At 71.8% G+C, this 13,650-nt stretch carries 10 protein-coding genes; 3 read left to right on the top strand and 7 right to left on the bottom strand.

Annotated features, from left to right (window positions below):
- Positions 1–359: 359 nt before the first annotated feature.
- Positions 360–6,743, top strand: a complete 6,384-nt coding sequence (locus JS278_RS02990) for an RHS repeat-associated core domain-containing protein (protein ID WP_147243136.1) — start codon at positions 360–362, stop codon at positions 6,741–6,743.
- The gene (locus JS278_RS02985; RefSeq protein ID WP_147243135.1) at positions 6,740–7,357 is read left to right on the top strand and encodes a hypothetical protein; all 618 of its coding nucleotides are present in this window, start codon (positions 6,740–6,742) and stop codon (positions 7,355–7,357) included. The genes JS278_RS02990 and JS278_RS02985 overlap by 4 nt, the downstream gene beginning before the upstream one ends.
- Positions 7,358–7,517: 160 nt before the next feature.
- Here JS278_RS02985 and JS278_RS02980 read toward each other — a convergent pair whose 3' ends face one another.
- The 7 genes from JS278_RS02980 to ssd form a co-directional block, all read right to left on the bottom strand.
- A complete protein-coding gene (locus JS278_RS02980) occupies positions 7,518–7,922 on the bottom strand; it encodes an Rv3654c family TadE-like protein (protein WP_114043901.1) in 405 nt (134 codons plus the stop codon).
- Positions 7,919–8,239 (bottom strand): TadE family type IV pilus minor pilin, encoded by a 321-nt coding sequence (locus JS278_RS02975; RefSeq protein ID WP_114043900.1) that lies wholly within the window; start codon positions 8,237–8,239, stop codon positions 7,919–7,921. The genes JS278_RS02980 and JS278_RS02975 overlap by 4 nt, the downstream gene beginning before the upstream one ends.
- A gap of 110 nt (positions 8,240–8,349) precedes the next feature.
- Positions 8,350–8,616, bottom strand: coding sequence for a DUF4244 domain-containing protein (locus tag JS278_RS16315; RefSeq protein ID WP_245935178.1), 267 nt, complete (start codon positions 8,614–8,616; stop codon positions 8,350–8,352).
- Between the two features lie 173 nt (positions 8,617–8,789).
- A complete protein-coding gene (locus tag JS278_RS02965) occupies positions 8,790–9,521 on the bottom strand; it encodes a type II secretion system F family protein (RefSeq protein ID WP_114043899.1) in 732 nt (243 codons plus the stop codon).
- Positions 9,518–10,306 (bottom strand): type II secretion system F family protein, encoded by a 789-nt coding sequence (locus JS278_RS02960; protein WP_114043898.1) that lies wholly within the window; start codon positions 10,304–10,306, stop codon positions 9,518–9,520. The genes JS278_RS02965 and JS278_RS02960 overlap by 4 nt, the downstream gene beginning before the upstream one ends.
- On the bottom strand, positions 10,303–11,610 hold the full coding sequence (locus JS278_RS02955) for a TadA family conjugal transfer-associated ATPase (protein WP_114043897.1): 1,308 nt from the start codon (positions 11,608–11,610) through the stop codon (positions 10,303–10,305). Before JS278_RS02955 ends, JS278_RS02960 begins: the two co-directional genes overlap by 4 nt.
- The gene (gene ssd / locus JS278_RS02950; protein WP_114043896.1) at positions 11,603–12,661 is read right to left on the bottom strand and encodes a septum site-determining protein Ssd; all 1,059 of its coding nucleotides are present in this window, start codon (positions 12,659–12,661) and stop codon (positions 11,603–11,605) included. The genes JS278_RS02955 and ssd overlap by 8 nt, the downstream gene beginning before the upstream one ends.
- A gap of 172 nt (positions 12,662–12,833) precedes the next feature.
- Here ssd and JS278_RS02945 point away from each other — a divergent pair, with 172 nt between their 5' ends.
- Positions 12,834–13,592, top strand: a complete 759-nt coding sequence (locus JS278_RS02945) for a class I SAM-dependent methyltransferase (RefSeq protein ID WP_114043895.1) — start codon at positions 12,834–12,836, stop codon at positions 13,590–13,592.
- Positions 13,593–13,650 lie beyond the last annotated feature (58 nt).

Below are 13,650 nucleotides of genomic sequence, written 5' to 3'. Positions count from 1 at the left end.
CTGTCGCCGAGACACTGGGGTCAGGCTCCGGGCCGGCCCACGCGGCGGAGGTGGGTGCGCACATCAGCGCGGCCAGGCAGGCCACCGCTGTGAGGCGGCGGCGCAGCAGGGATGTCATCACAAGGGGGCCTCTCGAGTACGGTCGCGTCGTCGCGGCCCGGGTTCTCCGACGACCGGAGCCTAGCCATTAGCACACGAACCTGGCAAAACAACCATTTTCGACAGTGGATGGAGTGTGATCAGCCCGTCTACTTGCGCTGTACGCGGAATCTGGTCCATGCTTCTGTCCATCACGGCAGGCCGGACGCCGATGTGCGGCCTGGGGGTCCGTGACCGCCCTCGACAAGAGAGTCCCCACGATGACGCGCTCACCGCTTCCCGCCCTGTCGACCCCCGCCCGCCGGATCATGGTCACGCTGGCCGGGATCGTGGCCGCCACGGTCGCGGCCACCTGCATGCCCGCCGCCCCGGCCCACGCCGACCAGGTCCGGCGAAAGCGCCCGGCGACCACGGGCATGACGCTGACGGCGGCGAAGAAGGTGAAGGCCGGTACCGATCGTGCCGCGAGCCTGCCGGCACCGGCGTGGAAGGCCCCGTCCGCCCCTCTGCCGGCGGCAGGAGCGGCCTCGGTGGCCCCTGCGGCCACGATGCGGCGAGCGGGTTCGCTGCCGGTCCGCATCGGAACCCTCGCCGCGGCCCCCGCGGGCCTGAGAGCCCGGGCCGGCCGGACGGCGGCCGCGGCATCGGCCCCGGCCAGTGTGACAGTGACCTCACAGGCCCCTGCCACTGCGGGAGCCCCGTCGTGGCGGGTCAGCCTGGCCACCGCCTCGCCGGGGTCGGTGGCGCTGAGTCTGGATGTGGCATGGTTGGGCACCGCGGCATCCCGGGCGCGCCTGGTCCGCCTGCCGGCCTGCGCGGCGACCACACCCGACAGGCCGGCCTGCCAGACCGGCACCGAAGTCCCCACTGCTGCGGTGTCGCGGGGACAGGTGACCGGCGTGGTGCCCCTGGCGGCCGGGACCACGGTGATGGCTCTGACCACTGGGGCGTCGGGGACCGGTGGCGATTTCGCGGCGACGTCGCTGGGCGCGGCCTCGGCGTGGAGCGCGGGCGGGTCGTCGGGGGATTTCACCTGGTCCTACCCGGTGCGCACGGTTCCAGCTCCGGCAGGGACGGCTTCGGGCGTGGGGCTGGCCTACTCGGCGGCCTCGGTGGACGGGCGCACGGTGGCGACGAACAATCAGGCCTCGTGGGCCGGGGAGGGCTGGGACCTGTCCCAGGGCTTCATCGAACGGCGCTACACGCCGTGCGCCGAGGACATGACCGGCTCCAACACGGCGGCGAAGACCGGCGACCTGTGCTGGGACCAAGCGAATGCGACCGCCTCATTCGGCACCCATTCCGGGGAACTCGTCCAGGACGGCACATCGGCCCGGTGGCGGTTGCGCAACGATGACGGGACCCGCTTCGAACTGCTGACCGGAGCCGCCAACGGCGACAACGACGGGGAGTACTGGAAGGTCACCGCCCCCGACGGCACCCGCTACATCTTCGGCCAAGGGGTCGCCGGGTCGGAGAAGACCGCCACCAACTCCACCTGGACGGCCCCGGTCTTCGGAAACCAGCCGGGCGAGCCCTGCCATGCCACCTCGTTCGCGGCATCGGCCTGCAGCCAGGCGTGGCGCTGGAACCTGGACCAGGTGATCGATGCCCACGGCAACGCGATGGCCGCCTTCTACGCCACCGAATCCAACCGCTACGGCCAGAACCTCAACACGAAATCGGCTGCCTACATCCGTGGCGGCTATCTGACCCGGATCGTCTACGGCTACCGCGAGGGCGCCGCGACCACCAGCGCCCCGGCCAGGGTGGAGTTCACCACCGCGGACCGATGCCTGGACGGGGCCGCGTGCGGCGCCCCGTCGACGGCGACCGCCTCTCACTGGCCCGACGTGCCGGTCGACCAGATCTGCACGTCGGCCACCTCGTGCCCCACACTGTTCGCCCCGACATTCTTCACCACCAAGAGGCTGGCGCGAATCGCCTCGCAGATGAAGACCTCCTCCGGGTACACCGATGTGGACGTCTACACCCTGACCCACTCCTTCCCCGACCCCGGCGACGGCACTGCCCCGGCGCTGTGGCTGTCCCGCATCGACCACTCCGGGGCGGGCGGAGCGCTGCCCGACGGGGGCACCTCATTCGGCGGTCAGGCCTTGCCGAACCGGGTGGACGGGGTCGAGGACACCACCGGGGCAGTGGCCGCCCCGTTCTACAAGTACCGGATCGTCGCGGTCACCGAGCCCGGGGGCGGCCAGACCATGGTCGACTACCAGACCGCCCAGTGCACCCAGGCCTCGGTGGCCTCCTTGAAGCCCGAGTCGAACACATCGCGATGCTTCCCGACGTGGTGGACCCCGCCGGGGGCCACAGCACCGGTGCTGACATGGTTCCACCGCTACCCCGTGGCCAGGGTCGCCGAGCACGACACGACCGACGCCACCACCCCCGACGTGGAGACCAACTACTCCTACGGGGCACCGGGATGGCGCTACGACGACTCGGCGCTCACACCGGCCAAGTACCGCACGTGGAGCCAGTTCGCCGGCTATGCCAGCGTCGCGACCATCACCGGCAAACCGGGCCAGGCCGACTCCCTGAAGTCGGAGACGGTGTACTACCGAGGGCTGAACGGCGACCGGGCAGGGCCCACCGGAGGCACCAGGAGCGCGTCGGTCTCCTCGACCTGGGACAGGCCGGACACCGATGACTGGTGGAAGGCCGGAACCCCCCGCCAGACCACCACATACAACGGCATCTCCGGGCCCGTGGTCGATCAGACGGTCACCACCATCGGCGGCCTGACCACCACCGTCACCAATCCCGCGGGACGGGCGGCTGGCTACGCCCCGACCACCACGACCATTGACCACACCGTGCTGGCCGCCGGGGGCCGGCGCAGCCACAAGACCGTCGAAACGTCCGATCAGTACGGGAACCTGACCTCGGTCGACGACGCCGGTGACGTCGCGAAATCCGGGGACGAGCTGTGTACCCGCGCCACCTACGCCACATCGGCCTCCGGTCCGCTGAGTCTTCCGGCGACCACACGAACCCGCGCCACCAGCTGCGCCGGTTTCGAGGCTGCCAGCGCCTCCCAGGTGATCGAGGACACCCGCTACTACTACGACGCACAGGCCCTGGGCACAGCGGTGAAAGGTGATCTGTCGGCCGCCGAATCCCTGGCAACGGTCGCCTCTGACGGGGCGATCACCCGCCAGGTCGCAGCACGGGCCACATACGACGGGCTCGGCCGGCCACTGACCCTCACCGACCCGCTGGGCGCGGTGACCACCACCTCCTACACCACAGACGCCGCCACCGGCCTGGTGACCGGCACCACCACGACCAGTCCCGATCCCGACGGCGCCGGGCCACTGAAACCCCACGTGACCACCACCACCCTGGATCCGCGCTTCGGGACCCCCACCAAGACCGTGGAACCCGGCCGCGAGACCACCGAGACCACCTACGACGCGCTGGGGCGCACCACCACGACTTGGCTTCCGGGCAGATCGAAAGCCACCTATCCCACCAGCCCCTCGGTGTCCTACACCTACCAGGCCGGCGGGGTCGGGACACCGGCCGCGACCACGACATCGACGCTGTCGACGACTGGATCACGACTGGTCTCGACCGAACTGTTCGACGGGCTCGGGCGCTCCCGCCAGACCCAGCGTCAGACCATCGACCGGCACATCGACGCCGACGGCAACCCGATCGAGGCCGTCGGCCGGCTCGTCTCCGGCATCCGCTATGACAGCCGCGGCCTGGCGAGTGTGGAGAGCAGTGGCGTGCTGAAGTCCGGGGCTCCGACCTCCTCCTGGGTCCAGGTGCTGGATTCCGAGGTCGATTCCCAGACCGTGGCGACCTTCGACGGGGCCGGGCGCCAGAGCGCGGCGACCCTGTACTCGAAACAGACGAAGAAGTGGGCCACGACCTGGTCCTACGGCGGGGACCGGGTCACCGTCACCCCACCGGCCGGATCGATGCCCTCGACCACCGTCACCGACATCCGTGGCCGAACGGTGCAGAAGATCGCCTACAAGACGTCGAGTACCACTGGGCCGGCCCAGACCTCGGCGTGGACCCGGACCCCGGCCGGCCAGATCGCCTCGATGACCGATCCCGCCGGATCGGTGTGGCGCTACACCTATGACGCCCGCGGCAACCAGGTCAAGGCCGTCGATCCTGATGCCGGGACATCGACGGCCACCTTCGATGCGGCGGGGCGCAAGATCACCGCCACTGATGCGGGCGGCCGCACCCTGGCCTACACCTATGACGCGTTGGGGCGGGCGACGAGCCTGCGCGACGCGACGCCGGCGGGGAACTTGCGGGCCCAGTGGGACTGGGACACCCCGATGGTCGGCTATCTGGGTTCGGCGTCGCGGGTGCTGGCCGGTGGGGCCCGGTGGGTCCAGGCCACCACGGCCCGCGATGCGGCGGGGCGGCCGACGGCCACCGCGACCACTGTGCCGGCGGTGGCGGGTCTGATCGATGCCCGTCTGGCGGGTACTTATGCCCAGTCGTTCGTCTACTATCCCAACGGGATGCCGCGGCGCACGGTGCTGCCGGGGGCCGGTCCGCTGGCCGCCGAGGAGTTGCGGTACGGCTATGACGCGGTGGACCGGCACACGGTGCTGCTGGGGAACGCGGCGTATGTGGCCGATGCGGTGCTGGACGCCGATGACCGGCTGGCCCAGATCGCCTCGGGAACCTCGGCGGGCCATCTGACCTGGCAGACCATGGATCATGATCCGGCGACCGGGCGGCTGGCCCGGCTGCGCCTGGACCGGGAGAACGCCGCGAAGGCGGACGCCGATATCTCGTACCGCTACACGGATTCGGGGCTGACCCGCAGCATCTCGGCCGCCCAGCCGGAGGCCGGGGCGGCGACCGACACGCAGTGCTTCGGTCATGATTTCGCCGGGCGCCTGGCCACGGCCTACTCGGTGGCCTCGGCGACGTGTCCGGCGTCGGCGCCGGCCTCCCCGTCGGGGCCGGCGCCCTACTCGCTGTCGTGGGCCTATGACGCGGCCGGGAACCGGACCCGCCAGGACGACCAGGTCTCCGGGACGGTCACGACGTGGACCTACCCGGCGGCCACCGGTGTCCGGCCTCACGCGCCGGTCTCCCAGACCGTGGCCGCCCCCGGCGCCACGCCGGTGACTACGAGTTTCGGCTACGACGCCGGGGGCAACACGACCGGGCGGGTCTCCGGGTCGGTGCTGGCCGGCACCGCCACCGGGACCGTGGAGAACCAGTACGACGCCGAGAATCACCTGGCAGCAGCCACCAACACCAACGGGGGCAGGTCGTCGGCCTACGCCTACGATGCCGATGGGGACCGGGTCGCCACCAGTATCGGCGGGACCCAGACGGTCTACCTGCCCGGCGGCACTGAACTGTCGGTGTCCGGCGGGCAGGTCACCGCGACCAGGATCTACACCTATCAGGGCGCGGCCATCGCCCGGCGCACCGCCACCACCGGGGCGAACCGGCTGGCCTGGCAATGGACCGACGGGGCGGGCAGCGACTGGCAGGTCGATGCCGCCACCACCCCCGCACCCCTGATCCGGCGGGCCGATCCGTTCGGGGGGCTGCGCGGCCCCCAGCCTGGCGGCTGGTCCGGGGCCCGGGGCATGGCCGCCGGCATCACCGACACCGTGGCCGGGACCCTGCGGCTGGGGGCGCGGGACTACGACCCGGTCACCGGCGCCTTCACCCAGCCCGACCCGATCATCGACGTCACCGACCCCGCCCAGTGGAACCCGTACAGCTACGGGGCCGGCAATCCGGTGGATCGTCCCGACCCCTCGGGGTTGGCGTTCTGTTCCTCGACGGTCTGCGGGGGTGGCACCACCGGGTCGATGAACGAGACCGGCGGGTCCCTCCACGAGACCCACCGCCCCACCAGCAGCAGCGGCGGGGGCGGCAGCCGTAGCGGTGGTGGCGGGTCTGGGCGCGGGGGCAGCCGGTACCACGGCGGGGGATACAACGGCGGGGGCCACCGCGCCTACCGCTACACCACCCCCCGACGGGCCCCGGCCCGCCACGCCGTCTCCAAAGCCCGATACAAGGCTCCGGCCAGACCCGCGGCCGTCACACCCCTGCCCCCACCACCCAACCCCTACCTGCTGTGCCTCGGATGCGTTCCGTTCGGTGCCATCGCCCAGGGCGCGGCACTCGGCGCGGTCGAAGGAGTCGCTTTCTACCTCATTGTTCAACTCATCCTCGGGGAACCCATCACCGGCAACGGCATCCTGACCTCCGCCGGGATCGGCATGATCTTCGGAGCCGCCGCCCCCTTCATCGGCCGATGGCTCGGACGATTCTTGCGGGGGAGCGAGAGCGAGTTCAAGAATCTTCAGTACGCCGAGAAATACCGGATCAAGCCGTACAAGGAGCAACGGGGCCACACGAAGGGAACCGGCGGCGATCTGCAAGCACACCACCTCATCGAGAAGAGATTTGTCCGAGCCATGGGAGGCGGGAACACGGATGAATGGCCCACAATCGTGGTCACCCGGGCAGAGCACCAGAAATTCACGAACGCTTGGCGCAAAGAGATACCCTACGGTCCAGGCACCAGTAATGCCACAAGAGAAGATGTGGAGAACGCTGCGAGGAAGATCTACGCGGATTATCCGGAGATACTCGAGAAGTTGGGACTGAAATGAGAGAGTTTGTGGAACTTGAGGCCAAGAGAAATCGTGGCTGGCCATGGCCCGAGAAGTCGTTCGGCATGGATCCGATGTTCGGGGCCGGGGGCTGGTGCCATTCCTGCGGGATTCCCCAGGGCCCGCAGACCGGATCCTTGACACTGCAGCGGCGCAACCTCACCCCGGTCGGGGCCTGGGTGCCCTACTGGATCTACGACTTGATCTGCGTGGATGACGGTCTGGCCGAGACGCTCCGGGGCCGGTTCTCACTTGACCTGCGTCCCGTGGCCTGGCCGGCTACCCCTGCCGGGGACGCCTGGCAGATTGTCATACCCACCGTCGGCCAGTCTTGGTATGCCCCCGAGGACCTCCGCCGCCAGACCCTCGCCCGGCACCGGCGCACAGGGGCGAGGTGCCCCGTCTGCGGCACATGGAAGTGGCTGCCCCTGGCCTCCGAGCTCCTCCCTCCGCTGCACATCACTCCGCCCCTGGGAGATGTCGACATCGCCGCCAGCCCCGAATGGTTCGGCGACAGTCTGAGTTACTTCCGGAAGATCCTGGTCCGCCGCCAACTCGCCGAGACCATCACCGCGGCCAGTCCCAAGGACTTCCTCATCCGGGAAGTCACCTGACCCCGACGGGCCAGAACTGACGCCTCCAACCCGTGGGCACCAAGATGGATACCCCTTTCCCCCGATAAGGAGACCGACCCCGCCGTCCCTCAGTTTCGCCTGAATCCCTCACCAGGATCCCGTCCATGCGGGAGCTGGCCCGGCCGCAGGGCTGGCCCGATCACCGCGTCGGCCCGGCCCTCGCGGTGCGGATCGCCCGGTCCGGGGCTCCGGGCAGCGAGACCCGCGGCATCAGTTTGACCGCCACGCCCACCTCGACGACGAAATCCACCGCAGTGGCGTCCACCGCACACGAGACCACGGTGGCGTCGTTGGCGACCGCCGTCCTGCGGGCCGCAGTACAGGCGTCGCCGGAGACCATCTGCGCCCTGGCGCCCGCCAGGGCCGACAGGTCGGCGACCTCGGAGGCGCGGCGCGCCCCGCCCAGCCATCCGAGTAGGCACACGCCCATCCACATCGCTGCGATCACCAGGACTCCCAGGCCGCCGACCAGGATCGATCCCGAGCCTCGTTCATCCCGGCGTCCTCGATCGCCACGCTGGCCCGGGCATCGCCGGCCGGTCATGGCGTCTGCCCCGGCTCCAACGGCGCGGACGCCGTACCGACCACCGTGATCGGGCCCACCCTGCCCATCGACCGCTCCGCGGACACACGGACCCTCACCCAACCTGCCGAGGTGCTCGTGGACACCGTGGCGCCCTGAGGCACATTTCCCCGGGCCTTCGCCGCCACTGTCTTGTCACCACGGGCCAGCTGGTCGGCGATCTCCGAGGCGCTGGAGCGGCAGCTCCCCTGCAACGACACCAGTCCGACCACCCATGCGGCCAGGCAGACCAGCACGGCGGCCGACAGCAGGCTCACCGCCAGCTCCGCAGTCACCATGCCGCGCTCAACCGACCGCGCCGCACCGGGCTTCCAGATACCCGGTTCTGCCCGGTCGGGGCTGCCGGGAGGGTTCCCCCTCCCGGCAGCCCGCATGGTCCGGTATCCGGTCACTTGATCTGCGCTCCGGCCTTCTGCAGGATGCCGAGAACCAGCTTCAGCATCTCGGAGGCGAACTGGGCGCCGGTGAAGATCTTGAGCAGCACCAGGGCCAGCGCCACCGCCGCCAGGATGCCCACCGCGTACTCGGCGGTGGCCATGCCCCGCTGGACGGTCGTCCCGAGCCGGTCGGCGCCGCGGCTCAGGCGGGATCTGCGGCCCCGCCAGGAGACGGTGAGCGGGTGGTCGGCGTTCAGCACTTCGATTGAGGAGGTCATCTCGGTTCCTTTCGTCGATCCGGGTGTTCCCGGATGCGGGATCTCACTTCTCACCTCAGTTATCGCTGTCGGACCCCCCGATCTGTCGTCGGATCCGCAATCTGTGGACAACTTCTTCCGGCCCCTCGGCCCTGTGGACAACTCGCCGTCCCCACCCCTTGCCGCCGCACCCCTCACAGGGCCCGCAGCACGGTCCCGGCGATGATCGGCACCACTCCCACCAGCAGGAATGCCGGCAGGTGGCAGCAGACGAGCGGCATGGTGGAGCTCACCCCGACCTTCCTGGCGCGCTTCTCCGCCTCCTCGGCAGCCGCGCGCCGCATCTCCTCGGCGTGACTTCCCAGCACCTCTGCGACGCCCTCCCCCGACCCCACCGCACGCGCGACGTCGCGCGCCGCGTCCTGCCAGCCCGGCACCTCGGCCAGTCCCAGCCAGGCGTCGGACTCGCCCACCCCGGCAGCCAGCCGGGAGCGCACGGTTCGCAGGTCCTGGGTGCAGGGGTCGTCACCGAACTCGGTGACCCGGTCCAGGGCCGCGCGCAGCGGCACCCCGGCCTCCAGCACGCCGGCCAGCAGGGCGAGGGTGTCGGGCATCGCCAGGGCCCGCCGGGTTCTGGCCCGCCGGGCGGCCGCCGACTCCAACCGCCCGGCGGCGACCACCACGACCACCGCCACCGGCGGCCCCAGGGCCGCCCCGGCCCCGCCGGGCAAAGTCGCCAGCAGCACCACGCCCGCCAACACGCCGCCCAGCAGGCGGGTCCGCAGCGGAGGCGCCCCGGACCGGGGCCGAGCCCAGGCCGGCAGCACGATTCTGGGCCCGGGCCGGATCCTGGCCGACGCCGAGGGCCGACCGGCCAGCCACACCGCCAACCCGGCGAGCAGACCTGCGAGAACACCCGTGCTCATGGCAGCACCTCCCGGTAGACGCGGTCGGCGATCGACTCGCTCCACAGCACCCCTGCACACGACAGCCCCACGGCCGCCAGCACGCAGATCCGTCCCGGCCAGGAGCCGACCAGGAAGCCCGCCGGGCCGGCACCCACGGTGTGGGCCATGAGCAGGCCGGCCACCGGGAGCAGCCCCATCAGCCGCCCGGATGCCCTGGGCCCGGCCAGTTCGGCCTCAAGGGTCGCCTCCAGGCGGGTGCGCCGCCTCATGGCGTCGGCGACGGCGCTGGTGGCCCCGGCCAGCGGGGCTCCGGTGAGCTGGGCCATCCGCCACGCCCTGGCCAGCCCCGCGAGGGACTCCTGGCCGGGCACCCCGGCGGCGGTCATCAGGGCGGCGGGCACGTCTGCGCTGACCACCTGGGCCCGCAGGGCTGCGGCGAGCACCGGCTGCTCCCGCGCCACCGACGTCAACGCCACCGAGGGGACGTCGCCGATCGACAGTCTGCCGGCCAGGGCGCGGGCGGCCTCGGCCACCTGGCGTCCCCGTGTGCGCCGCAGCGACCGGCGGCGGTGCTCTCCACCGACCCGGACGACGGTGGCCGCGATGATCGTGGCGCCCACCGCCCAGACCGCGCCGCTCGGGCCCGCCGCCAGGGCGGCGATCACGATCGCCAGCAGGGCGGCCACGCCTTCCAGCATCCGGGCGGGAATTCGGCGCCGGGTGGGTTCGGTCAGGCCGCGGCGCCCAGGAACTGCTACCCAGGCAGCAGCAGCTGTCAGAGCCGCCGTCAGCGCGGTGATCATGACAGTCTCCTCACCACCGCGTCCGCAGCCGGGCCGGGCAGGTCAACGAGCAGGTCCTCGACGGCCGGGCGCTCCGGCTCGTCGTCCCATGTCCGGCGGGGCTCCGCGACGGAAGCCTCGAGACCGCCCGCCGCAGCCTCGGAGCCGGCATCCGCCACAGCCTCGGGACCGATGAGCCCGGCGAGCCGCCGATACCCCGGCCCCCTCTGCTCCTGGCCGTCCTCACCCCAGGCCAGAGCCACCTCGACCTCGAGCCTTTCGGCGTCCCCGGTCAGCACGCCGATCTGGCTCACCATCCTCCCCACGGCGGTGCGTCGAAGGTGGACGACGACGTCGAGGGCTGCGGCGATCTGGGCCCGGGCGGCGTCACGGGACAGGCCGCCGAGCGCCGCCAGGGCCTCCAGGCGTGCGGTCACCTCGGCGACGCCGTTGGCGTGCACGGTGCCGCAGCCTCCCTCGTGACCGGTGTTCAGCGCCATCAGCAGATCGCGCAGCTCGGCCCCGCGCACCTCGCCGAGCACCACCCGGTCGGGTCTCATGCGCAGCGACTGGCGCACCAGCTGGGTGAGGCTCACCTCCCCGCGGCCCTCGGAATTGGCCGCCCGGGCCTCCAGCGACACCCAGTGCGGATGGTCCAGGGTGAGCTCCCGGGAGTCCTCCACGACCACCACCCGCTGATCGCCGGGCAGCCGGGACAGCAGGGAGGACAGCAGCGTGGTCTTCCCGGTCCCGGTGCCGCCGGTCACCAGGAAGGCCAGACGGCGGTCCAGCACCTCGGTGAGGATCCGGGCGCAGCCCGGCGTCATCCCTCCCCCGGCCACCCAGTCGTCGAGGCTGAGACGCCGCCGGGCCGGGATCCGCAGCGACAGGCAGGTGCCCGGTCGGGCCAGCACGTCCAGGACGGCGTGGAAGCGGGTGCCGTCGGGCAGCCGGGCGTCCACCCAAGGACAGCCGTCGTCGAGCCGGCGCCCCACCCCCGCCGCCAGCCGCACCGCCAGGGAGCGCAGCTCCTCCTCCCCGGTGAACCGCACGTCGGTGGTCTCCAGGCCCCGGCCGCGATCGATGTACACCGCGTCGGGGCCGTTGACCAGCACATCGGTGACGCCGTCGATCCCCAGCAGCGGTTCCAGGCGACCGGCGCCCATGCTGGTGCGCCGCAATTCCTCGACGACGGCCAGCACCAAGGCGTCGGAGGCCACCTGTCCCAGGTCGACCAGGGCTGCGGCGACATCCATCGGCGTCCACGGATGGGCCAGGACGGCGACCGCGGAGCGGACGTCCTCCACCAGCTTGTCGTCACTCATCGGGGACCACCGCCTCCCGCAGGTCGTGGCAGGCCCGTCGCCAGCGCCGGCCCGCCATCACCCATGGGGCCTCCCCGATCTCCTGGCCCTTCGGGAGCCTGCGATCGTCGGGCACCTCCAGCAACGGCTCGACGCCCACCAGGGCGGCGGCGTCCGGGATCGACATCCGGCGCCCGGGGCCGTGCCGCAGCACCGGGGTGGCCCCAGACATCCCCACGGCGCGGGCCGCCATGAGGGAGCGCAGGTCGGCGCCGACGATCTCGACGCGACGGTCGACGCTCAGGCCGGCGACGGCCTCGGCGGGCAGATGGCCCCGGTCGAGAATGACGAGATCGTGGTCGGCGGCCAGCGATGCGACGACGGCGGCCCGGGCGGCCTGCCCCACCTGGCAGGGCTCCCGCCCGGCCGAGACCAGGATCACGCCGTCGAGGGCGGGCAGGTGCTGGGCCAGCTCCCTCACCGTGCCTCGCGCCGAGGCGAGCTCGGGCCAGCGCCAGCCCTCGACGCGTTCGGCCCCCAGCAGCAGATCCATGCCTCCTCCGCCGGGATCCAGTTCGACCAGGGCCGTGCGCAGCCCGGTGGCCGCGGCGTCGGCGGCGACTCCGGCACCCAGCGTGCTGGCGCCGAGCCCGCCTCCGGCCTGGTCGATGAGCATCACGGTCCCCCGACCGGCCTCCTGGACGCCGTCGCGCAGCAGCTCGGCCAGCGTCGCATTGCCCTGGGGGATGACGATGACGCTGGCCCCCAGGGCGGCGGACCATCGCGCCGCCTGCTCGGCGTCCTCGCCGACGACATGGATCCCCTGGCGGACGGGAAGCTGCCAGGCGACCGCGGCGGAGGCGCGGTCCTGCCCCACCAGGAGCGGCCCTGGGGCGTCCCAGGCCGCCACGACGTCCTCCCTGGTGCCCACCGCATGCAGCGCCACGCCGATGCTGGCCGCCACCGATCCGACCACCTCCGCCAGCCGGGGGTCGCCGCTGACCAGAGTGACGGAGGGTTCGGCGGACGGTCCGGGCCTGGCCCGGACGTGTTGTTGAGAAATGTCCTTCATGTCCCAGTTCTAGGTGCCGGGACAGCCGATCTGTCGACGCCGACCACATCTGTGGACAACTTCTCGGTCTCCCCGCGCCTGTGGACAACCCGGCACCGCGGCGGACGCGCCCCTTCCGGGCCGCCGGGTGGCGGCCTCCATGGTGCGCATTGAACCTTCTAGAATTGGCCCCATGCCGTCCTCGTCGAGCCCCGAGTTCCCCCAGCAGGCTCTCGACTGGCTGGCCGGGGGACACGCCGGCCAGGGGGATCGCGTCCTCACGCTGGGATGCGCGCCCTCCTTCTGCCGGATGCTGTCGCGCCGCGGCGTCGACCTGTTCGCGGTACACCGCGAGCCGAAGGTCGCCGCCGTCTGCCATCGGATGGAGCACACGACGGGCATCTGCGCGCTGGCCGAGTCGCTGCCGCTGGATCCCTGCACCTTCGACGCCGTACTGATCCACCAGGCCTTCCAGCACATGGCTCCCGGGCTGGTGCTCTCGGAGATGGCGCGGGTGCTCACGCCGGGATGCTGCGTCGGGGTGTCGTGGATGACCCGCGACGACACGGTGCCGTGGGTGCGCCGGCTGGCCGCCCTGCTGCGCGCCGTCGACCCCGGGGCGATGTCGGGCGGGTACGGTACCGAGGCGGTGGAGTCACTGCTGTCGAGCAAGTACTTCCCCACCGCCGAGCGCACCCAGTACCGCGTCTGGGTGCCGGCCACCCGGCAGAGGCTGGTGGACATGGCGGCCTCGCTGCCGGCGGTCAAGGCCCTGCCCCGGGAGCATCGGGCGGAGCTGCTGAGCCAGGTCGGGGCCCTCCATGACGACTCCGCGGGCCCCGGTGGGCTGAGGCTGCCCTATCAGCTGGAGTGCTGGCGGGCATGGGTGAGCCACGACGAACTCACCGCCTCCATCGACGTCGACGACTCGGGACTCACCATCTCCCTGTGACTCGTCGAGGATTGAAGTGGAATAGGCTGGGCCCACCAGACCGCTGATCCGGAGGCAC

Source organism: Acidipropionibacterium virtanenii (assembly GCF_003325455.1).
GTDB lineage: Bacteria > Actinomycetota > Actinomycetes > Propionibacteriales > Propionibacteriaceae > Acidipropionibacterium > Acidipropionibacterium virtanenii.
Note: the sequence above shows the minus strand (reverse complement) of the source record. Positions and strands in the feature narration are given on the sequence as shown.